The sequence below is a fragment of the Streptomyces sp. NPDC051664 genome, from assembly GCF_044453545.1.
GTDB lineage: Bacteria > Actinomycetota > Actinomycetes > Streptomycetales > Streptomycetaceae > Streptomyces.
In genome coordinates this window covers 363,854-388,069 of record NZ_JBITCU010000001.1, presented here as the reverse complement: position 1 = coordinate 388,069, position 24,216 = coordinate 363,854, and the positions used below count along the sequence as shown (strand labels likewise).

Annotated in this window: 15 protein-coding genes; 11 read left to right on the top strand and 4 right to left on the bottom strand. The window is 66.4% G+C overall.

Going from position 1 to position 24,216, the window contains the following annotated elements; genetic code table 11:
- Positions 1-97 precede the first annotated feature (97 nt).
- Positions 98-1,396, top strand: coding sequence for a serine hydroxymethyltransferase (gene glyA / locus ACIA8E_RS01715; protein ID WP_399293112.1), 1,299 nt, complete (start codon positions 98-100; stop codon positions 1,394-1,396).
- Here glyA and ACIA8E_RS01710 read toward each other — a convergent pair.
- The 3 genes from ACIA8E_RS01710 to ACIA8E_RS01700 form a co-directional block, all read right to left on the bottom strand.
- Positions 1,366-3,519 (bottom strand): SpoIIE family protein phosphatase, encoded by a 2,154-nt coding sequence (locus ACIA8E_RS01710; RefSeq protein WP_399293110.1) that lies wholly within the window; start codon positions 3,517-3,519, stop codon positions 1,366-1,368. The two genes, glyA and ACIA8E_RS01710, sit on opposite strands and share 31 nt — an antisense overlap.
- Positions 3,520-4,291: 772 nt before the next feature.
- Positions 4,292-4,693 (bottom strand): hypothetical protein, encoded by a 402-nt coding sequence (locus tag ACIA8E_RS01705; protein WP_399293108.1) that lies wholly within the window; start codon positions 4,691-4,693, stop codon positions 4,292-4,294.
- Between the two features lie 657 nt (positions 4,694-5,350).
- The gene (locus tag ACIA8E_RS01700) at positions 5,351-6,877 is read right to left on the bottom strand and encodes a helix-turn-helix domain-containing protein (RefSeq protein WP_399293106.1); all 1,527 of its coding nucleotides are present in this window, start codon (positions 6,875-6,877) and stop codon (positions 5,351-5,353) included.
- A gap of 221 nt (positions 6,878-7,098) precedes the next feature.
- Here ACIA8E_RS01700 and ACIA8E_RS01695 point away from each other — a divergent pair, with 221 nt between their 5' ends.
- The 5 genes from ACIA8E_RS01695 to ACIA8E_RS01675 all read left to right on the top strand — a co-directional run bounded on the left by ACIA8E_RS01695 (position 7,099) and on the right by ACIA8E_RS01675 (position 18,483).
- Entirely contained in the window at positions 7,099-10,428 is a 3,330-nt protein-coding gene (locus ACIA8E_RS01695; RefSeq protein WP_399293104.1) for a helicase-related protein, read from the top strand.
- Entirely contained in the window at positions 10,425-13,118 is a 2,694-nt protein-coding gene (locus tag ACIA8E_RS01690; protein WP_399293102.1) for a DUF1156 domain-containing protein, read from the top strand. The genes ACIA8E_RS01695 and ACIA8E_RS01690 overlap by 4 nt, the downstream gene beginning before the upstream one ends.
- Entirely contained in the window at positions 13,111-15,987 is a 2,877-nt protein-coding gene (locus tag ACIA8E_RS01685; protein WP_399293100.1) for an ATP-binding protein, read from the top strand. The genes ACIA8E_RS01690 and ACIA8E_RS01685 overlap by 8 nt, the downstream gene beginning before the upstream one ends.
- Before the next feature lie 700 nt (positions 15,988-16,687).
- Entirely contained in the window at positions 16,688-17,923 is a 1,236-nt protein-coding gene (locus ACIA8E_RS01680) for a helix-turn-helix domain-containing protein (RefSeq protein WP_399293098.1), read from the top strand.
- Complete coding sequence (locus ACIA8E_RS01675) at positions 17,920-18,483, top strand: flavoprotein (protein ID WP_399293096.1); 564 nt, start codon at positions 17,920-17,922, stop codon at positions 18,481-18,483. Before ACIA8E_RS01680 ends, ACIA8E_RS01675 begins: the two co-directional genes overlap by 4 nt.
- A gap of 216 nt (positions 18,484-18,699) precedes the next feature.
- Here ACIA8E_RS01675 and ACIA8E_RS01670 read toward each other — a convergent pair whose 3' ends face one another.
- Positions 18,700-19,086, bottom strand: a complete 387-nt coding sequence (locus ACIA8E_RS01670) for a GntR family transcriptional regulator (protein ID WP_399293094.1) — start codon at positions 19,084-19,086, stop codon at positions 18,700-18,702.
- A 463-nt stretch (positions 19,087-19,549) separates the two neighbouring features.
- On the opposite strand from ACIA8E_RS01670, the gene ACIA8E_RS01665 reads away from it, so the two are divergent.
- The 5 genes from ACIA8E_RS01665 to ACIA8E_RS01645 all read left to right on the top strand — a co-directional run bounded on the left by ACIA8E_RS01665 (position 19,550) and on the right by ACIA8E_RS01645 (position 24,194).
- A complete protein-coding gene (locus tag ACIA8E_RS01665; protein ID WP_399293093.1) occupies positions 19,550-19,843 on the top strand; it encodes a hypothetical protein in 294 nt (97 codons plus the stop codon).
- Entirely contained in the window at positions 19,843-20,856 is a 1,014-nt protein-coding gene (locus ACIA8E_RS01660) for a DUF2637 domain-containing protein (protein WP_399293782.1), read from the top strand. Before ACIA8E_RS01665 ends, ACIA8E_RS01660 begins: the two co-directional genes overlap by 1 nt.
- Positions 20,853-21,500: a GGDEF domain-containing protein gene (locus ACIA8E_RS01655; RefSeq protein WP_399293091.1), complete on the top strand. Its 648-nt coding sequence runs from the start codon at positions 20,853-20,855 to the stop codon at positions 21,498-21,500. The genes ACIA8E_RS01660 and ACIA8E_RS01655 overlap by 4 nt, the downstream gene beginning before the upstream one ends.
- Positions 21,500-21,886 (top strand): RRQRL motif-containing zinc-binding protein, encoded by a 387-nt coding sequence (locus tag ACIA8E_RS01650; RefSeq protein WP_399293089.1) that lies wholly within the window; start codon positions 21,500-21,502, stop codon positions 21,884-21,886. Before ACIA8E_RS01655 ends, ACIA8E_RS01650 begins: the two co-directional genes overlap by 1 nt.
- Before the next feature lie 97 nt (positions 21,887-21,983).
- Positions 21,984-24,194 (top strand): cell division protein FtsK, encoded by a 2,211-nt coding sequence (locus tag ACIA8E_RS01645; RefSeq protein ID WP_399293087.1) that lies wholly within the window; start codon positions 21,984-21,986, stop codon positions 24,192-24,194.
- Positions 24,195-24,216: the final 22 nt, after the last annotated feature.

Here is a 24,216-nt window from a genome sequence, read left to right as displayed (position 1 = left end):
TGGAATCGACCACGAGGAAGCGGCACACTCCGGGCCTGCCCGGAGGCGTTACCGCCGGAGAGCCGTCCGCCTGGGCATCCGGGTCCACGCCGCAGCAATGCGCCAGACCCGGGAGGATCCTGTGACGACACCCGAGAACCGCCGCCCCGCCCTTACCGCCACCGACCCGGAGCTCGCTGCCCTCGTCAGCGCGGAGGAGCAGCTGCAGGCCGACACCCTGCGCCTGATCCCCAGTGAGAACTACGTCTCCGCAGCCGTGCTGGAGGCCTCCGGCACGGTCCTCCAGAACAAATACTCCGAGGGCTACCCCGGCAAGCGGTACTACGAGGGCCAGCAGATCATCGACCAGGTGGAGACGGTGGCCGTCGAACGGGCCACGTCCCTCTTCCGCATGGACCACGCCAATGTGCAGCCGTACTCCGGCTCGCCCGCCAACCTCGCCGTGTACCTGGCGTTCCTCGAGCCCGGTGACACCGTGCTCGGCATGTCGCTGCCGATGGGTGGTCACCTCACGCACGGCTGGGGCGTCTCGGCGACCGGGACCTGGTTCCGCGGGGTGCAGTACGGCGTCCGGCGCGACACCGGCCGGATCGACCTGGACGAGGTCCGCGACCTGGCCCGCGCGGAGCGCCCCAAGGTGATCTTCTGCGGCGGCACCGCCGTGCCCCGGACGATCGACTTCGCCGGTTTCGCCGAGATCGCGCACGAGGTCGGCGCGGTCCTGGTCGCCGACATCGCCCACATCGCCGGCCTGATCGCGGGCGGCGCCCACCCCTCACCCGCCCCGCACGCCGACGTGGTCTCCACCACCACCCACAAGACCCTGCGCGGCCCGCGTGGCGCGATGCTGCTGAGCCGGGCGGAACACGCCCGTGCCATCGACCGCGCCGTCTTCCCCGGCCTCCAGGGCGGCCCGCACAACCAGACGACGGCAGCGATCGCGGTAGCACTCAAGGAAGCCGCAACCACCGACTTCAGCGCCTACGCCCACCAGGTGGTCGCCAACGCCCGCGCCCTCGGCGAGGAGCTGGCGTCCCGGGGCTTCGACCTGGTCTCCGGCGGCACGGACAACCACCTTCTGCTGATCGACCTCACCGGCAAGGACGTGCCCGGCAAGATCGCGGCGAAGGCCCTGGACCGGGCGGGGATCGTCGTCAACTACAACGCGGTCCCCTACGACCCCCGTAAGCCCTTCGACCCGTCCGGCATCCGCATCGGCACCCCGGCCCTGACCTCGCGCGGGATCCCCGCATCCGAGATGGGCACGGTCGCGGAATGGATCGACCGGGTGGTGGAGGCGGCGCGTACGGACGACGAGGAGACGGTCACCAAGGTGCGCGCCGACGTGAAGAACCTGATGGACGCCTACCCGGCGCCGGGGCTGCCGGTGGGCTGAGGGTCTCCGGGCTCCGCGGCGGGGCTGCCGGTGGGCCGAGGGTCCCCTGGCTCCGCGGCGGGCAGCCGGGCGATGAGCAGAGCCACGTCATCGTGATCGCCGGGCCGGCGCAGCGCCCGCAGGAGCAGGTCGCAGGTCTCCTCGAGATCGCGGTGCGGACCCGCGAGCAGGGACAGCAGGAGATCCAGCCGATCGTCGATGGCCTGGTCGCGGGTTTCGACCAGGCCATCCGTGTACAGGACCAGCTGGTCACCGGGGGTGAGGCCGAGGCGGGTGGTGCTGAAGGGGACCCCGCCCACGCCGAGCGGAGCGCCGGTGGGCAGGTCGAGCAGTTCGGGGGTGCGGCCCGGTCGCATGAGGACCGGCGGCAGGTGCCCGGCCAGCGATATGTCGCACGTGCCGTCGTGGGGGTTGAACACGGCGTAGGCGCAGGTGGCGATGGTGTGTTCGATGCCGGCGGTGGCCCGGTCGAGATTGTGCAGGACGTCGGCGGGATCGAGGTCGAGCTGTGTCAGCGTGCGGGTGGCGGTGCGCAGCTGGCCCATGGTGGCGGCGGCGTCGATGCCGCTGCCCATGACATCGCCGATGACCAGGGCGGTCTTGTCGTCGGCCAGGGGGATGACGTCGAACCAGTCGCCGCCGATCTCACTGGTGGCGCCGGCGGGCTGGTAGCGGGTGGTGATCTTCAGACCCAGCTGGTCGGCCGGCCGTTGGGGCAGCAGGCTGCGCTGGAGGGTCAGGGCGGCGTGCCGCTGGCTCTGGAACAGACGCGCGTTGTCGATGCATACCGCCGCGCGGGCAGCCAGCTCCCCGGCCAGGACGACATCGTCCTCGTCGAAGGGTCTCGGGTTGTCGGCGCGCATGAGGCCCACGGCGCCGATCACCTCGCCACGGGCGATCAGCGGGACCGCGAGGTAGGAGTGCACTCCGGCTGCGGCCAGCAGCGCCGCGCATTCGTCGTCCCGGGCGACGCGGCGCAGATCCTGGCCGGTCACATCGGTCTTGAGGACGGGCCGGCGGGTGTTGACGCACTGGGTGATCAGACGGCTGGCGTCGTACTGGGCGTAGTCGCCGGTGGGATCGACGGCGCGAGTAGCCACGGTGGGGTGGGCCGACACCACCGCCAGCGCCCTGAACCGTGCCGCGCCGACCGCGTCTCCGCTGCTGCGGTGGCCGTGCAGGATGCTGTCCAGCACGTCCACCGTGGCCACGTCGGCCACCTGTGGCACACAGACCTCGGCCAACTCCCGGGCGGTCTGTTGCAGGTCGAGGGTGGTGCCGACCCGCACCGACGCGTCGGCGACCAGAGCCAACCGGTGCCGCGCCCGGGCGGCGTCGGTAGCCGCCCGGTGCTGCTCGGTGACGTCCACCACCGAGGTGGCGAGTCCGAGCACCTGCCCGCCAGGGTCCTCCAGCCGGTAGAAGGACACCGACCAGGCATGGTCCTGGCCGGTGTCGTCCGGGGCGCGGCCGACGACGAACCGGTCCAGCAGCGGTATGCCGGTGGCCAGGACCCGGCGCATGTCCGACTCGATGGAATCCTCGTTCGCGAAGGGCAGCGCCTCGCTGACGGCGCGCCCGACCTGCTCGTCGGCGGGCAGGCCGTCGACGCGTGCCAGCACCGGGTTGACCAGCACGTACCGCAGTTCGGTGTCCATGACCCCCAGGCCGATCGGGGACTGGGAGACGAGCCGTATGGAAAGCGCCAGATCCCGCTCCACGCGCTGCAGCGTCGCCTGGTCCGTGGCAATGCCCAGGGCGTAGTAGCCGCCGTGGTCGTCCTGCAGCCGCATGTTGCGAAATTCCACCAGCCGGGTGCTGCCGTCCCGGTGCAGGACCGGGAAACTCCCCGCCCAGCGCTGTCCGCTCTCCATCACCCGGGTGAACAGCTCGATCACCGTTTCCAGGTGCTGTTCATCCACCAGCAGCCGGCCCGCGAACGTCCCCAGCGCCTCCTCGGCGGTGTAGCCGAACAGCTCCTCGGCCTGCGGGCTCCAGAAGACGATCCGCCCGCTGTCATCGAGTACCACCGCAGCCAGGCTCAGCAGATCCAGTAGCCCGCTCGGCGCGGATGCCGTACCCGGCAGGCCCAGCCCCGCCAGGAACGCATCGGTCGTGCTCATCCCCGGGCACCCCTTCCGCTCGCCTCCACAGCGGCAGCTCCGTCCGGCCGAGCCCGTACTGCTCCCTTCGCCTCGCTGCGGCCCCTCCATCGTCTCTCCGAACCCGATACCCAGCACTCCATCGCCGATGCGCGGTCGTGGATGCGATGAAGCGGAAGGCCGTCGTCGACTCACCGGACCACCCGGGGGAGCCCGGTGCCCGGCCCATATCCGACAGCAGGCCCTCCGATCCGGCGTCATGCCTGACCAGAGAGCCTGCTGGGCCCCTGCACCGCGGGGCCCACGGCCACGAGAGCTGAACAATCGGAAGATCCCGTGGGCGGGGGTGAGGAGACCGGTGAGTGAGCTGCGATCATCCCTGAAAACCCACTCGCCACTCATTCGCGATCAGTGACACACAACGACAAAAGGCCGGACCAGTGAGACTGGTTCCGACCCTTTGTACTTGGCACTTCATCTGGTCAGCGGCTTGATCACGCTGTCCGGACTGAAGTGCCCCCGGCAGGATTCGAACCTGCGCACCCGGCTCCGGAGGGCATGCTCCTATATGGTCCGACTAGCCGTCTGAGCTGGGATAACGTTCATCCGAGACCAGACCGGATACAAACCCACTCGCCACTCACTCGGGGTGCGCAGGGGGATGCCCTACCTGTTCGTTCCGGAGCGACGCTGAAAGGGGGCATGACCAAGGGGCAGCACTCCTTCGCGCGGCCGGTCCTGCGGGCAGATCGGGACGGCCCAGCTACTCTCTGACACGGCCCGGAGTTGGCGCCTACCAGTCGCGCCACTCGTCCGTGATCTCGTACCGCGCCAGTCCGTACCTTGCGGTGAGCGCGGGGACGTCGATGCCGCGATCGGTGAGCGCCTGATCGATGTACTGGCAGAGCTCTTCGCGTTCGCCGGTCTCGTAACCGGCCCCATCATGCTGATCATTAATGGCGTTCAGGTCGAGTACGACTTGCTGCACTGTCGCGACGACCTCATCATCAGAGGGGCTGTGGAGAGTCCCCAGTGCGCTCTCGAACCCGCCCAAGGCTTCGTCGGTCGCGTCCAGGAGTGACACAGGGTAGAGGTCCGCCATAAGCGCGTCCTCCACGGTGATGGTGCTGGCCGCCAGCTTGCGCGCTTCCTCGGCCACTGCGCCACGCCAGTGCTTCGAGGGTCTCTTAGCCATGAGCGGGACGGTACAGACGGACGGCTCGGAAGGCAGTGCGGGCTCTTGCTCGCTCCGGCAAGCGCTTAGAAGGCGCTTTGTGGGTTGTGTTCCATTCTCTTGTTGGCCAGTGCCTTTTCCTCAAATGTGGCGTCCGGCAAGCGGACTTCGACACGGATTCGACAAGCATCCACGCTGCCGGCAACACACGGCTTCGGAGGGCTCTTGCTTCTCGGACAGCGCAGCAGGTCACGGTCTTCCGCGTGGCCGATCAAGCGGGGCGAGTCCATGAATGGTCCGCGACTGCCTGAGGTCCGCTTATGGACAGAGAGGGGGGGTGACCTGTGTGCTTGTTGGCCGAGAGGGAAGGCTCGGGCCGCTAGGCAGTTTCGTTTGGATCAGTCGGTCGGTGGTCTGGGTGTGCCGTTCACTGACCTGCAGTGGGCGCGCATCAAGCCTCCCTTGGCCGGCTGCCCCGTCGAATTCGAGACCGTCATGACCACACCAACCTTCCAGGCCGCGTGACTGAACCTGACCTCTCACCCAAACCTGCACCAGACCCTGATGCAGCGTGACCAGCCGCGCCGTACGCGCCGACGGAGGACTGGGAGCCCTCCCACCGCTGTGAGGCGAACTATCTCGCAATACCCAAGCAAGTTTCAGTAGCCGTCACAGTCGTCACGAGAGGCCCGAAGCGAGCCAGGCCTCCATCTCGGCCCTTGCATCGGGAGCGAGTCTTGCCGCACGGACTTCACCGTTTGGGCGCAGAAGTGTGAGCTCGTAAACCCCGTAGTCTGCGAGAAGGTCCGCGGCGATGTCGCGAGCGACACCACGCAGCTGCCGGCTGTCCTCAACCAGACCTGCGAGGTAGGCGACATGACGGCTCGGCTCGCTGGGCAGCCCCGCGAAGGGCTCGGGGGGTGGAATGAAGCGTGTGCTCCCATTGATTGGAGTTCGATCGACGAAGACTGTCGGCTCCCCCGCAGTTCGAGCAAGGATGTCCACGTCCCCGAAGCCGTCCGCCCAGTCGGCGTAGGTCGCGATCAAGTGCAGCGCTCCGAGGATCTCGGACTCCAGCAAGGTCAGGTTGAGTTGAGGGGCAGTGGAGGCTGGCACAGACGTAGGGTTTGATGCTGACGATCGCCCCACCTCACTCCCCGAGCTGACGGCCTCTGGAAGGAGGACGTTAACGGCAATCGCATCGTTCCCGACGGGGATTTCCCCTGCCGTGGGCACGAAGGGAATGTTCGCCTCCTGGCGTAGGCTGACGCCTTCCATTTCGGAACTCGAGGTCGAAACCTGGCCCGCCACGGCGGCACGGGCCACCTCGATCGACACGAATGCGCTGCCATCGGTGTGCCAGACCGCGTGCACGCCATCCCGTTGCATGTGCATTCGGCCGCGGCGGACATCAGGCATCCTGCCGAGCAGTTGTTGTGGGAGTGCCCGCCCTGGGGACTTCCCGAACTCCGACATCCGATTGAGGAAGCCCGTCACGTCCTGGATGAAGGACCGGTCAATGCGGCGCTCCGCGAGCCCGTTGGGCACCAGGGCCAGCTCGAGTTGGACTCCGCCTGGAAGCGTGGGTTTCGCCCAGGCGGCACCTTCCGCCAGTACCCGCCGGACGCGCTCTGCCTGGTCTTCGGCGAGGCGGAAGCGGTCCCGGTAGACCCGCGCGATCTCTGATTCATCGAGCCAAGCGGTAATTCGGTCCATCCGGCGTGCGTAGCTGTAGCGGTTCTGTCCCTTGCCCCCGGCGACAGGTCGAACGGCGTGCGGGGCCATGGGGCTACGCGGGATGCCGATGAGGAAGAAGCCGATCCCCGGCGAAGCGGAAATATCCGGGATTGTGCGGATGCTGAAGTCCGGGGGCAGGAAGGGGAAGACTCGGCTACGAAGACCGTTGTTGAGCTGCACTACGACGCCGTCGTCGATGTCAACGGGCGTCAGTCGACCAGCGCACCCCTGAGAGTCTTCGGCGATCCCGATGATGATCAGCCCGCCTCGGGTGTTCGCCATGGCTGTCACGTCCTTGGCCAGTTCGTCCAGGGACTCGGCGTTCTTCGTGTAGGAGTTCTGCTGCTTGAAGTCGAGATCGACACCCTCCGCCACACGCTGTGTGCATAGCGTGGCGAGATGGTTCCTGTCTAGCTCTTGGAAGGACGCGCCAAGCAGAGCGGCGATCCTGGGGATCTTCACGGTCACACGGTTGAGCATATGAGGTGACTGACACTCATATAACCCTGGTGCATGCGGGGTTAACCGATAGTCTTACGATCACAAGTAGTCGGAGTCCAGCCGGCGGGGAGCCAGCCGGGACCGCAGGTGAGGGCACATCTTCAGTGACGACTTTCAATCCGAACGACCTGCGGCCAGGGGTGCGCGTCCGATTCCCTGGGCATGCTGCGGCCACCACTGTCGTGACCGTGAAGCCCGGTGCCTACTGGGAGTTCCTCGTTGAGGGTGCGCCCGGGGAGTACCAGTCCATCAGTCTTCCCGAGGACGAGTTGCCGGGCATCGAGGTGCTGGATGTTGGGGGCGAACGCGGCTACGACGCGGATCCACGGGCCTTCCGGCTCGGTGTGGAGGCCCGTCGAATCCGTACCAGGTTCCAGCACGACATGGCCGCGCTCTCGGTGTCCAACATCGAGCCACTGCCACACCAACTGGAGGCCGTCTACGGTCATTTCCTGGAGCAGGCCAAGCTCCGCTTCCTCCTGGCCGACGATCCAGGAGCCGGTAAAACGATCATGACAGGGCTCTATATCAAGGAGCTCCAACTACGCGGCGCCGCGGACCGGGTTCTGATCGTCGCCCCTGCCAACCTCGGCTTCCAGTGGCAGCGCGAACTGGATGAACGCTTCCAGATCAAGGCTCGGCGGGTCACGAGGGATACCATCGACGCCGCGCCGACCGAGAACCCCTGGGATGCCAACGGAGTCCTGATCATCTCCCGGGACCTCCTCAAGAGCGACGACATTCTGCAGACCCTTGCCGCCGCCGAACGCTCCTGGGATCTGGCGGTCCTCGACGAAGCACACGGCTACACACTAAAAGTCAACAAACGGGGGGCCATCGACAACCGTACGGCCCGCTACAAGGCAGCTGAGGTCGTCTCAGAACGGAGCGAACGACTTCTGCTATTGACCGCCACGCCACATTCCGGGCGTGAGGAGTCCATTTGGGGTCTGCTGCGACTTCTCGACTCGGACATGTACGGAGATCGCTGCCCCGAACACGTCGAAGTCCACCCCCAGCACTACTCGAAGACATCCAAAGAGCAGATGGTGGACCTGCGCGGCAACCTGCTCTTCAAGCCGCGCACACCCCACACGGTGGCGTACGACCTGCAGGGCCCCGAATGGAACCTCTACCAGGCCGTGTCGGCCTTCATTACCGAGGGCCTCGCCGAGATCCGCGGCGAAGGTCGTGCCTCCGTCTCCGGCTTCGCGCTCACCACGATGCAGCGCAGACTGGCGTCCTCGGTACGCGCCATCAGCCGGACTCTGGAGCGTCGAGTGGAGCGGCTGGAGCGCGAACTGGCCAGCCCCGCACCAGAATCTCGGTCGGTCGTTGCCGTCGACTCCAGTCCAGCCAGCAACGACAACGTTGATCGGACCGAGGAAGAACGCTGGGCGCAGGAAGAAGCGGCCCTCGCGGCCCTCCCGCGTTCACTCGAGGAGATCGAGGCTGAACTCGACGCTGTTCGTCCTTTGCTTGTGCAGGCGCAGGAAACCGAGCGCCTAGGCAGTGAGATCAAGCTCAACGAACTCTGGAAGGTCCTGGAGAAATACGGCGTCGGGGACGATTCTTCTAAGAAGCTGCTGATCTTCACGGAGCACAAGGACACGCTCGACTTCCTGCAAGAAAAGCTCTCCGAGCAGTTCGACGTCGTGGTCATACACGGCGGTATGCGAGCTGGAGAGCGCATCGCTGCCGAGCGTGCGTTCCGCGAACACGCCCAGATCATGGTGGCCACCGAGGCCGCTGGCGAAGGCATTAACCTGCAGTTCTGCCATCTCATGGTCAACTACGACATCCCATGGAATCCCAACCGCCTCGAACAGCGGATGGGCCGTATTCACCGCATCGGACAGACCGAAGAGGTCCACATCTTCAACCTGGTCGCCGGGAACACCAGGGAAGGGCACGTCCTAGCGACCGTTCTGAAGAAACTCGAATGGATGGGCAAATCGCTCGGCGACCGAGTGTTCGACGTGATCGGAGAAGTCTTCGCCGCCTACAAGCTTCCGGAACTGCTCCAGGCGGTCGTCGCTGGAGAGCGCAGCTCACAGGAGACAGCTGCACAGTTCGGCGCCGATGAGGGAACGTACAACCGAGAACTCCTTGAACGGGCCGAAGAACTGCTAGCGAAAGCCCTTGCAACAGGGCATATCGACTGGCGGCTACAGAGGAGGCTCAGCGAACGCGCCGAGGAGCGAAGGCTCCCGCCTGACCATCTGAAGCGGTTCTTCCTAGACGCGATCGACTTCGCGGGGGGCAAGGCCACCCCGAGGCTTGACCACACCACTGTGCACGTGGATCGGACCCCGGACCTACTGATAGCCAGGGACCGGGACCGGGGCACCTTGCGCCAACTCCAGCCAGCCTATGAGCGGATTACCTTCGACAAGTCCGTCGCCGTGCGTCGGATGGCCGAGGATGCCGAATTGGGTGCGCCGCGACCGGAGCTCTGCGGCCCCGGCCACTCCCTGTTCGAGAACTTGATCGACCACATCATCGAGGCCACCCACCTGCCCCTGCAGCGAGGCGCAGTCTTGCTTGACCCGAGCCGGCAGAACCCTGCCGTCCTGCACCTACTCGAGGCAGACGTAGTGGACGGCCATCGGTCGGTGGTGCACCGAAGTATCGCCACCATCAGTGACGCGGACGGGGTGCTCCGTGCCTCCGGTGGTGTCCTCTACGACTTTCTATTGGGTGCCACCCCGGCGCACAAGGATCGCGCAACCCCCCGCTCAGAAGCCGAGCTGATCACCTGGGCCCGTCAGAACGTGTTCGAGGGGCGTGTGAAGGAGGTTCGAGCGGAGCGTGAGCACACCGCCACGATCCAGGAGGAGTTCCTGAACGCCTCCTTCAACACGGTCCTTGCGCGCCAAGAGGTCGAGTTGATGGACCTCGACGAGGAGGTGGAGGCTGGGAAGCCGGGCGCCGAGGGTCGCCGCCGCAAGGTCGAACTTGCCAAGCGCACGGTTCAGGAGCGCCGAAACCGGCGGCTCGCTGACGTTGCGCGCACGCGACAGGTCGACCGCGGGCCAGTACGTGTGCTGGCACAATGCCTCCTTCTGCCTGCCCCGACCGACGAGACTGGAGTCGACGACGGGTGTCCTCGCTACGGTCGCGGTCTGAGCGACCCCGAGATTGAACGCATAGCAGTTCAGGTAAGCATTGACTTCGAGCACGGCCACGGCGCCGTGGAGATCCGCTCTGTCGAGTCGGACAACATCGGCTTCGACCTGGTCTCCGAGCGTGAGGACGAACGGCGCTGCATCGAGGTCAAGGGCCGCGCCGGAGTCGGCGCAGTCGAGCTGACCTGGTCCGAGTACGTCACGGCAGTGAAGCTCGGCCGCGACTACTGGCTGTACGTCGTACTGGACTGCGCTGGCGATCACCCCAGGCTCTACCGAATCCAGGATCCTGCCACCGCACTGGCCGGCAGCTTCGTCCCCAGCCATGACGTCCGTTACTCGGTCGCTCCAGGTCCCGTTGTCGACGCCGCAGAACAGGAGGCGTCGTGAGACGTGCCCTTATCGAGGAAAAGCTCCCTCTCGCCATCGTCAACGCTGCTTCCAGTCGCGAGAAGCATCTGCGCCACGGCCATATCTCCACCATGCACCTGTGGTGGGCCCGCAGGCCTTTGTCGATGGCTCGCACGGTGGTGCTCGCCAGCCTTGTCCCCGACCCCGGTCCCGCGAAGCGGACGCGCCTGCTGGCGGACATCGGCAACGCCGCGCCCTTCGCAGCGATCTCCCACGCGGCCGTTGTGGAACCCTTGCGTAAATCTCTGAAGGCGGCCTGGCCTGATCGGACCCCGAAGGTGTTGGATTGTTTCGCGGGTGGCGGCGCCATTCCTCTTGAAGCCGCACGCCTCGGCTGCGACACAACCGCTGTCGACATCAACCCGGTCGCCCATCTCATCCAGAAGTGCGTGCTCGAATACCCGGCGCGCTACGGCAAGGCGGACGAGCCTGACGGGCCGAGCCTTGTGGAAGAGTTCCGGACCTGGGCCGATTGGGTCAGCGTGCAAGCCGACGCCCGACTCGAATCGGTCCTTCCACGGGCCAAGGAAGGCAACCGTGCTGCCGTCTATTTTTGGGCACGCACTGTCCCATGCGCTGATCCCGGCTGCGCCCGAACCATCCCGCTCATTTCATCCCGCAAGCTGGCCGACTCCACTCGCAACCGCGTCCGTGTCGACTACGACATTAGCGAGGACCGCGTCGAGCTGCGCGTCGCCGAGGGAGCGCCAGCTGACGGCAGCGATTGGAAACTCGGCACCAAAACCAGCCGCGGTTCGCAGGTAACGGTCACTTGCCCGGCCTGCGGTACTGCCCGGCCGGACAAGGAGTTGCGAAGTTACGCTCGCGAGCACGGCTTCGGGAACTACCTGTACGCGGTTCTCGATATTGAATTCTCAGGGGTGCGCGTCTACCGGGAGCCGACAGAAGAGGACCGAGACGCCATAGCACGGGCGGACGCGCTCGTGGAAGATCTGGACGACTATCCGGACGGGACCAGCGCGGTGCCCGACGAATTGATCACTCGATCCCAGTATCGCCGTTACCCAAACCTTACCTATGGCATCGATACCTGGTCTCGCATGTTCACCCCGCGTCAGCGACTGGTTCTCGCCGTGCTGGCACAAACCGTCCGGGCCGCTCACGAGGCAATGCTAGAAAATGGGATGGACGAGGGGCGGGCGTGCGCGCTGGCCACTTACCTCGGGTTGGCTGTCGACCGTATAGTCGACTACAACTCCTCTTTCGTGACTTGGGTACCTTCCGGTGAATTTGTCACGCACACATTTCCTCAACAGTCTGTTCGTATGGCGTGGGATTTTTGTGAGATAGATCCACTGGGTGGTGGACCCGGAAATTGGACCGGCGCAGTGAATTGGATATCCCAGTCCCTGACTCACTGCGTCGTAGCCACCGTCGGCAACCCGTCCCGAGTGCAGCGGGCCAACGCCCAGCATCTGCCCTTCGAAGATGGCGAGTTCGACGCCGTCATCATCGATCCTCCCTATTATGATGCCTTCCAGTACGGCGACCTCTCGGACTTCTTCTACGTATGGCTCAAGCGTTCCCTTGGCCACCTCTACCCCGAGCTCTTTGCCACTTCCCTGACCCCCAAGAAGGCCGAGGTCATCCAGAACCGGGCCGACACCAAGTCAGCCGAGTACATATCCAGAACTGAGTTCGAGCAACGCCTCCAGCGGGCGTTGGACGAGGTGACAAGAGTGGTGCGCGACGACGGGATTGTCTCCCTGGTCTTCGCTCACACCGACTCCACAGCATGGGAACACCTCCTCCGTGGACTGAGGGATGCCGGCCTCATCGTGACGACGTCGTGGCCGATGCAGTCCGAGCGCGAGGGCCGCAGCACTGACAACAAGGGCTCGGTTCTCGCCTCCTCAGTCGTCCTGGTGTGCCGCAAGGTTGTGGCAGCTGAGGAGGGGTACTTCGACGATGTCGTCCGTGAGTTGGACGCGCGGATAGCCGAGCGTCTGGCTGTCTTCGACGACATGAAGCTGTCCGGGGCGGACTACTTCGTCTCTGCGATTGGGCCGGCCTTCGAGGTCTTCGCGCGCTACTCCCGGGTCGTCCGGTTGTCAGGCGAGGAGGTCGATGTGGAGCAGCTGATGGTCCTCGCCCGACAAGCGGTCGCCCGGCACGCGACCAGAGCTCTCACCGGAGGTGAGTCCCTCCAAGCCCTCGACGACCGGTCACTGCTGTATCTCACCTGGCGCTGGGCCTACGACAGTCAGGACATTCCAGCTGATGAGGCATACATGCTGTGCCGGGCGTTCGACCTGAGCCTCGATGCGCTCACCGCGCCAGGAGGCCTGATGAAGAAACTGGGCAGCGGGGGCGCTGGCTACCGGCTGCTCGGCCCGGACGACCGACGCCACATTCCGCTGGGCCCTCGCCCCTCCCTGGTTGATGTCATGCATGCGGCCTGCCTGCTGTACGACCAAGGACGGCGCCAGGAACTCGACGCACTACTGGGAACGACCGGGGGCGCAGCAGAACCTGCATTCTGGGCACTGACCACGGCAGTGGCTGAGCTCCTCCCCGAGGGAAGCCGCGAACGGATCCTGCTGCTCGGACTTGGCGGCAGTCGCGAGGACCTGGCGGAACGCGCCGCCAAGTACACGCCGGCGTTCGAAGAGCTCGCTCTCTTCGACTCAAGCACAGGAAATGGATGACCTCGCTGTGACCAGGTTGAAGAAGTGGCACGAGGTAGCGCGACCCCACGATGACATCGCCGACGGTTCCTTCGAGGAAGCCAGGTTCGCCGCTGACCTGGGACTGGTGGCAAAAGGCGACGGACCCGCGGATTATCTGGACCCGGTTCTGTTCACGGAGAAGACCTACCTGACTGAGAATCTCCGGGTGGCACTAGTCGAAATCGGGAGCCGACTGTCCGGCGACCCGGCTGCCAACGCCGTGTACCGCATGCAGACCGAGTTCGGCGGAGGCAAGACACATACTCTGCTGGCCGCATACCACCTTTTTGGTTCTGCTCGGTCCGTGGCAGACACGCGGCTCGCCCGGGAACTCGCAAAGTCAATAACGGGCGGGGCTGTGCCCCAGGCCCGAGTGGTCGTCCTCGACGGATCTGCGCTCACAGCCGACTGCAACCCCAAGGACAACGGGACTCCCGCACACACTTTGCTCGGTCACCTCGCCTACAAACTTGGCGGCGCTCAAGCCTACGAGGCCGTTCGTGCCCAGGACGAGGCACGTCGCGGGACCTCCACGACCCAACTCGTGAATCTCCTCAGGGAGCACTCGCCCTGCCTGATATTGATGGACGAGACGCTGGAGTATTTGGCGAAGACCCTCACTTCCGATGCGGATAAGGGCTCGTTGACGACCACGACTCTGACGATCATCAAAGAGCTGAACACTGCTGTTGCCAATGTTCCAGGCGCCTGCCTAGTGGCCACGTTGACGGCCTCGCACCTTGAGGATTTCGCATCCGTCAACAGCGAGGACCTTTTGGAGCGGCTGTCCAAGATTTTCGGCCGGACCGAGGCCACCATCACGCCTGTCGAGGGCGATGACATATTCCCGGTTCTGCACACCCGGCTTTTCAAGACCCTTGGGTCGGTGGCAGAACGCCGACGGGTCGCCGACGCCTATGGAACCTATTACTCCGAACAGTTCGGCGATGCCCTTCCGTCAATCTACAGGGAACCGGACTACCGCGACCGCATCGAAGCCGCCTACCCCTTCCACCCCGAGCTGATCGATATACTCACCAACCGCTGGGGCTCGCTGTCCGGATTTCAGCGCACCAGGGGAGCGTTGCGCATTCTCTCCCACACCATCAAAGCGCTCTACCGGGAGGGACACGCCTCCCCACTCATACACGCGGGCGACCTGCCGTTGTACGACCCCGGCGTCCGAGCCGAAGTTCTGAGATTCGCGGGTGAGTCATACAAGGCCGCACTCAACGCGGACATCATTCGGCCGAATTCACGAGCGCGACAGGAGGACAAGCGCAGAGGCGGTGAAATTGCCGCACTTCGCGCGACTACAGGTTTGGCCACAACAGCCTTCGTAAGTTCCTTCAGTGCGGAGCGAGTACTGGGCGCCTCTGATGCGCAGATGATTGTCGGCGTCGGCCGCCCAGGACTGTCCCGTGGTCAGCTGGAAGATGTGCGGGACACAGTCAAGAACATTGCGTTCTATATGCGCTATGAGGGCGGGCGATATCGGTTCACCACAGAGCCGAACCTGAACAAGGTCATAGTTGAGCGGGAGAGCGCAATAGCGGAGGCAGCGATCTCCGCTCTATTGGCCGAGGCCACAAGTAAAGTTGCACCCCCTTCTGAATTTTGGCGCACCATCACAGGCGTGCGCGACTCGTCGGGTGTCTCTGACGTCCCGAAGTTGACCCTTGCACTTCTGGATCCGGAGAACCGCGTCGAGCAAGCAGACGCCGAAGGCACCCCTGGGCCCGTTCAGATCCTCGCAGATCGCATCCTCACCGATTTCAACCAGTCCGGTCGCACCAACAAGAACACGCTGGTCGTGATCGCCCCGGATTCCGTGGCGCTGGGGAGAGCCCGCAGCCTCGCACGCACCGTCAGCGCGATGCGGGACCTGCAGGCCGACGGCCCACGGCTCAGGCGATTCAACCAAGAACAGCAGAATGAACTCCGCAGTCGGATCGCCCGAGCGGAGGACAGACTGCCCGCTCTCCTCGTCCTTTCGTACCGGCACGTATACATGTTGACGAACGGCATCGGTGGCTCCCCGCCCGCGGTCCTCCACCAGGACCTGGGCCCAGCCCGTGCTAGCGAGACGGTGACTGATCGTGTCACTGAACACCTCCGCGCTGGCGATGCACTACTGGACAAACTAGCCCCTGCCGCCCTCCTCTCCGAGCGGTTCAAGTTGCTCCCATCGGAAGCAGAAGCCATCGAGATCGAAGCGCTCCTGCACGCCTTCCAGCGCTATCCGCGCCTGCCAAAGCTGGCCTCGGCTGAGGTGCTGCGCGAATGCTTGCGCGCTGGCGTGCAGCGCAGCGTGTTTGCCCTTGTGTCGGGGAGCCAGTGGCGTGCGCCTGATGCTGTGATCAGGTTGGGGGAGGACGTGATACCAGGCGAGATCGACTTCCAGCCCGGGACATGGCTGGTGCGTGCCCCACTTGCGCTCGATGCACTCGCACAGCGCAACGCCTCGGTACATGCAGCCGCAGGGACCGGACGGGCCGTGGCGGAGCCCTCCACAGGTCGTACAGCTGGGTCCGACGCCTCGACGCCACAGGGCAGAGGCAGCGAGCGAAACTCGGCCGCAAGCCCTATGCCGGGCGCCGCAAACAGCATGAAGTCGACGCCTGGGCCCACAGGACTTCGATTGCGGATAGCGGGTGTGCCGGCTGACAAGGTGAGGGACGTCGTCAAGGTGGCCGTTTTGCAGTTCGCCACCCAGGGAGCCGAGGTGACGGTCGACTTCGACGTGTCGATCCGGTCACCAAAACCAATCGCGCCTCACATCATCGATCTAGTTCTCGACGAGGGCCTCGGTCAGCTGGGCTTGCGGGCAGAAAAGCAGGAAGAGTAGCGGGCACACAACCACCCCTCCGGGCTCCCCCGCGCTCGCCATACTCGGCCGGCACTCGCGTACGGCGCCCCCTCCATCCCAGAGTCTGAGCGCCCCCGCCGGAGGCATGCCCCGGTTTAATGTCCGCTTCATGCGGTGATCGACGATTGGCTTTCGGCCCTATCGATATGTGGGCGCGCGTCGGCGCAGCCGCGGGCGGAGCGGGCCGGAGGCAGGAGCGGCGCCCGCAGCGGAGCCGGGAAGCGCGCCCGGCGGAGCGGAGCGGAGCCGGGGCTTGAAGAAGTAGAGAAACCTGTAACAGCTCTGCGTTGTCGGGAATGAGCGACCAAACAGACGCCGTCGCGCTGCTGCGGGCACAACCACAGAGTGAAGTCACCTTCGGCGCCAGCGACCCACGGGAGTCGGCTTCGCCGACGGGCTGCAACACCCGGCGTGTTGCAGCCCGTCTGTGAGCGGACACCCCGGACAGCGCTCATTTTGACTGTCCGGGCGGTTGTTGCAGGTCAGCGTCCCAACCGGACAGTCGGACAGCTGGGACACCTGCCAGCACGGTCACGGCGGGCCCGGACAATTCGTCCGGGTCTTCGGCCGGTCAGCCCTGCACCCTGATTGCGGTGGTCACCGCTGGGATCTCTTACGCGCTCACCACCGCGTCGGTACCGTGAAGGCGCCCCTACTCAGCAGCGGGAGGCAACACCCCATGCGTGGTCTTGGAGATCACCTCAGCATCGGCGAACGAATCGCGTTCTATCGGAAGCGCCGCGGATACACGCAAGAGGTGCTGGCCGGGCTGGTCGGCCGTAGCACTGACTGGCTGGCGAAAGCCGAGTCCGGTCGGCGCAGGCCGCCACGGATCGACATGCTCGCGGAGCTCGCGCGCATCCTGCGGGTGCCCCTCGGGGACCTGGTAGGGCAGTCCATGCTTGTGGAGGACGAGAAGCAGCAGGACGATGTGCCGGCCGTCCGCGACGCGCTCATGAGTCCGCGGCGGCTCTCCCGACTTCTGTTCGGGCCGGAGGCAGGTGCTCAGCTCCCGACCCCTGCTCCGGCCGCTGTGCGCGTCGAGAATGCGTGGAATGACTACCAGGGCGGTCGACTCGGCAGCGTGATCGCGGCCCTTCCTGCGCTGCTCCAAACCGCTCAAGAGTTGGAGGATCGCGCGGCGCGCCGCGAGGAGGATCGCCACGACTGCTGGGCGGTGTCGGCCCGCACGCACCACCTCGCCGCCACGACGCTCGCGAAGATCGGGGAGTCCGATATCTCATGGCTCGCGGCAGAGCGCGCGATGCAAGCGGCAGATGCGTCCGATGACCCGCTTGTGCTGGCGTCGGCCGCCCGATCGGGAACACACGCCCTGCTCGCCAACGGCCGCTATGAGGCAGCGATGCAGCTCGGCGACGTAACGTCGACTTGGCTGTCCCCGCGAGTAGCGGAGAGTGATCCGGCCGCGCTGAGCCTGCTCGGCATGATTCACCTGCGGGCCGCTGTCGCCGCAGCGCGACACCAGGACCGTCCGACCGCTACCCGGCTCTTGGACCGTGCCGAAGAGCTTGCAGACGATCTCGGCTCGGATGAGAACTACTGGCAGACCGGCTTCGGCCCGACGAACGTGTTGCTGCACCGGCTGTCCATTGAACTGGATCTCGACAACGTCGCGTACGTGGTGGAGAACGGCCGGATCAACGTGGACCACATGCCCCAAGAGCGCAGCGTCTCGCATCGGATCGACTTCGCCCGCGCGCTCTCGCTCGGGGGGCACGGGGACGACGCCTTCGCGGAACTGCGCACGGCCGAACGGACGGCGCCGCAGCTCGTGCGTAACAATCCCAGGGTGCGCGAGACGCTGCGAGACCTGACCAAGCAGTCCCCCATAACTGCGGGCTCGCGCTCGTCCGAGGTGTTCGTGATGGCTCAACGATGCAGGGCGGTGCAGTGAGCGCGGCGAAGCGCGGAGTTCTCGGAGTCGTGGGTTCGGCGGCCGGCGGAGTGGAAGCGCTCCGCACCGGGCTGGTCGAGCCTGCGATGGCACGCGGATGGCAGGTGGCCGTGACGCTGACGCCGACCGCAGGCAACTGGCTCCGGATGAGTGGCGAGGTGGAGCGGCTGGAGAAGCTGACCGGTCTCCCGGTGCGGGATGAGCCGCGGCTACCTGGAGACGTACGGCCGCATCCGCCCGTTGACTGCTACGTGGTCGCTCCTGCCAGCGCGAACATAGTCGCCAAGCTTGCGATGGGTATCGCGGACAATCAGGCGCTGACGCAGGTGGCCGAAGCCATTGGGACTCTCGGACTTCCTGTCGTGGTCTTCCCTCGGGTTAATGCGGCCCACGCCCGTCACCCTGCCTGGCGACGCCACCTTGAGGCGTTGCGCGAAGCGCAAGTTCACCTCGTCTACGGACCGGATGTGTGGCCGCTGTACGAACCGCGAGAGGCGTCCTCCGGGCGCGAACTCCCGTGGACCGCAGTACTGGATGCCGTTGATCGAGCGATGGAGTGACGTACGGTCAACACTGCTGAGCTGCAAAGACGATGGACCCGGACAATGTGTCCGGGTCCATCGTTGTTTCCGCGCCCAAGCTGTCTCGCATGTCGGAGACGTTCGAACAGCAGAGCAGTGGAGCGGGACTTACCCCAGCTCAGTGCGCCCTGATCAGAGCGAGTCTCAGCATGGTGCGTATGGAGGCGACTCGACTGGTCCAGCGGGCCGATGTCGTCACTGAGCGGGTGCTGACCCACCGGAGTTCACGATCTGCTCAAGGCGCTCAAGTCGCGCCCCAAGCTGACGGATCGTCTCGTGCATCGCGCTGATCTCCGTAGCGAGCGACACGAACGCCGACCCTCCGCGCGGCCCATCTTCGACGGGCCGCGAGGGGTCGATCACGAAGGTGCCGCGCCCTTGCTGGGAGAACACGAGACCTTCCTCGCTGAGCTCGCGATAGGCGTTCTGCACCTTGACCAAGGTGACCCCGTACTCCTTGGCCAGTTCGCGGGCGGCTCGCAGTTGATCGCCCGGGCCGAGGTCGCCGTTGACGATCTGGCGGCGGATGCCCGCCGCGATGTCCTTGGCCGTAGGGCGCGGTGTGCCGGGGCTCTTCTCCATGGAGTCGAGCCTAACCGGCCTAGGTCAATTTCACTCTTGGCGCTCCCCTTGACGACTCGGATCGACCTAGGTAACTTCTCCTCTGTGAGTAATTGACCTAGGTCAATCTGGATCACGCTCCAGGACTCGCCTGCACTGGTGAAGCCGAGAGAACCGCACTGCCTGCGCCCGGAGCGCCCCGTGAAGCGGGTTCGAAGGAAGCGTTCGTTCCTTGACAACTGAATCGGGATTCGTCGCCTCTCCTGGCCCAAGTAGGCGGCGCGCGCGGCGAGAGCCGTGCGCTGAACAGCGCAGCTTCAACCACTTCGCAGCGCATCGGCCTGCGGCCGGTTGCCTCCCTTGCCCGTCTCGTACGGGCGGGGCTGAGGGGAGCCGGAACTACGGCTTCACCCCGGAGCGGTCGCCTCTCACCACAAGGCCACGCCCGCCCGGGTCTCCGTCTCTTCGAGTTCAGGAGTGCTCAATGCGTGCATTCATCGGCGGCCACGAGGTCGTCTCGGACACCGACTTTGTGGAACTGGCCCTGGGCACCCCGGTTGACCTCTGGCTCGGGGTGGAGGGCGAGAGCGAGATGGAGCGGGCGGCCCGCATGGATGCGGCCCGCGACATCCTCGCCGACAACCCTGACCTTCCCGATCGCGTGAGCCGGGTCGCTGCGGAGGCGATCGAGGCGTTCGCGCCGGAGCTGTTCAACGTGATCCCGCTGCCGCGGCTGGTCGGCCGCCGTCGGCCGTCCCGGAAGGCGGCAGCAGCATGATGCCCACCACGCAGTCCGCGGATCGGTCGGCGGTTCCGCCGCTGACCCGCCCGGAAATGGGACTGGCCGGGTTTGGCGCTCTCGCTGCGGCGGGTGTCGGCGGGCTGGGTCTGATCTCCTCGTTCGACGCGGTGTCGGCTGCTGCGTTGCGGTGGGGGTTTGGTGAGCCGTGGATGGTGCCGGTCGGTATGGACGTGTCCATCCCGGTGTTCTCGGTGGCGAACCTGCTGCTGATCCGGATGGATATGGCGCTGGCCTGGGTGCGGTTCGTGCCCTGGGTCCTCACCCTGGTGACCTGCGGCCTGAACGTCTCGGCCGGCCACGGGACATGGGCGAAGGTCGCGCACGGGACGATGCCGCTGCTGTGGGTGGTGTTCTCCGAGATCGGCGCCCACATCTACGCGGTGCGGATCGGTGCGGTGACCGGCCGGCGCATGGACAAGATCCGCGCCTCCCGCTGGCTGCTCGCCTTTCCCTCCACGTTCGCCCTGTGGCGCCGGATGACGCTGTGGGAGATCACCTCCTACGCCGATGCGCTGACCCGAGAGCGGGAATGCCTGCTGGCCCGCGCCGAGTTGCGCGAGCGCCACGGCCGCCTGTGGCGGTCGAAGACACCCCGCCCGGAGCGGGTGCTAATGAAGCTCGGGGAGCTCAACCCTCCGAGTGAGGCAGAGCCGCCCACCGAGAAGCCGCAGCCGGAGCAGAACGGCGGCCCCGAGGCCAAGCCGAAGCCGTCCGCGAAGCGGACCGCGCGCCGCACTCAGAGCAAGGCGAAGGGCAAACGGACCCCGGAACAGGTCGTGGCAGAGGCTCGGGAGATCACCACCGCTTGGCCGGACGCGGCGCTGACCGCGGACGGCATCCGCACCGCGGTACACGTCTCGCAGGCCACCGCCCGCACCCTGCGCGACACCCTCAAAGCCGAACGGGCCGCAGCCACCCCGCTGCACGGCGTCGAAACCGACACCGAGCGGGACAACAACGGCGACGGCACCGGGGCGGTGGCGGCATGAGCAGCCTCTTAACGCCCCTTGCTGCCGCGGGTCCGCTTATGTCCGGATGGTTGGTCCACACGGTGTGGATGCGCCGCCAACTGCACTCTGCCCGCCGTGACCCGCTCACCGGGCTCCGCACCCGCGACGGCTTCACCCGCCGCGCCACCACCCTGCTCAAGAACCCGCAAGCGGTCGTGGTCCTCGCGGACGTCGACCACTTCAAGCAGATCAACGACCGCTTCGGCCACGCAGCCGGGGATGCGCTGTTGAAGGCGACCGCTGACCGGCTGGCCCACTACGTCGGCCGTCACGGCGTTGCCGGACGGCTCGGCGGTGACGAGTTCGCTGCGGTCGTCATCGACAACCACGGCACCGCCGCCGACCTACTCGCGGTTCTGCACGGGGTCCTCGCCCGCCCCGCGGACGGCCTTGACCTCGCAGTGCAGACCACGGTGTCGCTTGGCTGGGTCCGCGCCGCCGACCACCCTGGCGAAGACCTGTCCGGGCTGCTCCGCCGGGCCGATGAGGCCATGTATGCGGCAAAGCAGGGGCGGGCCGGTGTTCGCCGGGCAGGGCTTGGCAGGCTCTTCGCAACCTGGTCCGGCCGTCGTGCCGGCCGCCGCGGCTCCGGTGCCGAATCGGGCCCGGGGGTGGCGGCCTGATGTCTCCGACGTTCGGCAAGTGCTACGACCCGACCGGCGCCCTGCACGGCATACCGACCTTCCCGTGGACGTACGCCCCCGACGGCTACGCCACCCGCCGCCAGCTGCGCGCCCGCGGACTGCGGCCCGGTGGTCAGCCGGTCGCCGCGCAGGTGATGCGCCGCTCCCGCCGCCGCACGGCCGGGGTGTCGGTCGCCTACCTCTACCGCATCGACATAGCCAAGCCCGTACGCCCCATGACACCGGGCCGTACCGCCGCACTCGCCAAGGCGATGACCGCCCGCCGGACCTGCCCCAAGTGCTGCACGGACGCCGGGTACTGCATCCCGATCTCGCTCGGAATGTGCCCCGCCTGCGCCTATCCCGAAGAACAGCGCGCCGCCTGAAATGCACAGCTCCCGCCAAAGCGGGGTCCGGACGGTAGGCCGTCCAAAGCGCTGTCCGGACCCCTTTCCAACCCCAGTTGTCCGGGAAGGACAGTCAGTGAACCACGACGACGAGAACGAACTCTTCAACCGACTCGAAGCCGACATGGCCAGCCACCCCGGGTCCGACTCCGGGGCGGATGTGGTCGACCTCGACAAGGCGCGGTCGGCCCGTACCGAGTCGGCCGACCCACACATCGGTCCGTCGGCCGACTCCCGCTTCCGTGAGTCGGGCGACCCGACCGAGCGTGTGTTGGTTGACGGGCCACAGCCGATCGACCCCGGGTTCATGGGGCGGATCATGAGCGCAAAGCGCCGCGCCATCATCCCCCTGTGGCTGCGCTCCACCACCGAGCTGCGGACCGCGACCCGGTGGGCCACAGGGCACTACGGGCACCTGGCCGGGTACCACGCTGTGCGCTCCCCGTACTACGCGATGCGGCTCGCGTTCCAGTCGCCACGGGGCGCTGCGAAGTTCGTGGGCGGGACACTCCGGTGGGTCGCTGACCGTGAGGGGGAGCCGGTCCGACTCGCCTCGGTCCGGCGCGAGGACACGGCCGAGTACCTCAAGCTCTCCCGGCAGCGCGACGGCCGGGTGCGGCTGCGGTCCCTGATCACGGTCCTGGCCATGTTCATCGGGTTGGGTGCCGCGCTTGCCATCTATGTCCTCGCACCGGGCTGGGTGCAGGCTCTCTCGGTCGGGGCGGTACTGCTGGCGCTCGGGTCGGCCGGCACTCAGGCCGACGCACCGGTCATCACCCGGGCTGTGGAGATGACCAAGGCACCCAAGCTCACCAGTGACATCGTGCTGCGGGCGCTTGGGGCGCTGGGCATCACGGCGATCAACCAGGTGCAGAGCAAGGGGCGGGACGGGTTCACGTTCACCGCCCCGATCACCCGCGACGGCCCCGGATGGCGTGCGGAAGGAGACCTCCCCTACGGCGTGACCGTCACCGACGTGATCGAGCGCCGCGACAAGCTCGCCTCCGGCCTGCGCCGCCCGCTCGGCTGCGTGTGGCCCGAAGCGGTGCCGGACGAGCACACCGGGCGGCTCGTGCTGTGGGTCGGTGATCAGGACATGTCGACCGCTACCAAGCCCGCATGGCCCCTGATCAAGGGCGGCTCCGTCGACCTGTTCAAGCCGGTCTCCTTCGGCACTGACCAGCGCGGACGCTGGGTCGACATCACCCTGATGTACATCGCAGGCGTCATCGGCGCCATCCCCCGCATGGGCAAGACATTCCTGCTCCGCCTGCTCCTGCTCATCGCCGCCCTCGACACCCGGGCCGAACTGCACACCTACGACCTCAAGGGAACAGGCGACCTCGACCCCGTCGGTGAGCGCGTCTCGCACCGCCACCGGGCCGGAGACGACGACGAGGACATCGAGTACGCGCTCGCTGACCTGCGAGAACTGCGCACCGAACTCCGCCGCAGGGCGAAGATGATCCGGTCCCTGCCGCGGGACATCTGCCCGGAGTCGAAGGTGACGTCCGAGCTGGCGAACAAGCCCAAGCTCGGACTGCACCCGATCGTGATCGGCGTGGATGAGTGCCAGGTGTGGTTCGAGCACCCCAAGCACGGCGGGGAGTTCGAGGAAATCTGCACCGACCTGGTCAAGCGCGGCCCCGCCACCGGCATCGTCTTGCTCCTGGCCACGCAGCGCCCGGACGCAAAGGCCCTGCCGACCGGGATCAGCGCGAACGCGTCGGCCCGGTGGTGCCTGAAGGTCATGGGGCAGCTGGAGAACGACATGGTCCTCGGCACGTCCAGCTACAAGCGGGGGATCCGGGCCACGATGTTCTCGTGGAAGGACAAGGGGATCCACTACTTCGTCGGTGAAGGCGCCGACGCGAGGATCGTCTCGTCCGTCTACGTCGACGCCCGCACCGCCGAGGTGATCGGGCTGCGGGCCCGCCGCCTGCGCGAAGCCGCCGGAACCCTGTCCGGGCACGCCGCAGGTGAGACGTTCGAGGACCGCGAGTCGAGCGGATTCGACCTGCTCACCGACATCCTCGCCGTCGTGCCGGCCGAAGAGCCGAAGCTGTGGTCCGAGGTCGTCGTGGCCCGTCTCGCCGAGCTGCGGCCGGACGTGTACGGCGGCTGGGAGCCCGAGCAACTGGCCGCCGCTCTGAAGCCGCACGGCATCAGCACCGGCCAGGTGTGGGGCAAGACCGAAGCCGGGAAGGGCGCCAACCGGCGCGGCATCGAACGCTCCCACATCCTCACCTCGATTGCGGAGCGTGACGGAAACCGGGACGCGGGCTGAGTGGATTTCGCCGCTAGACCTA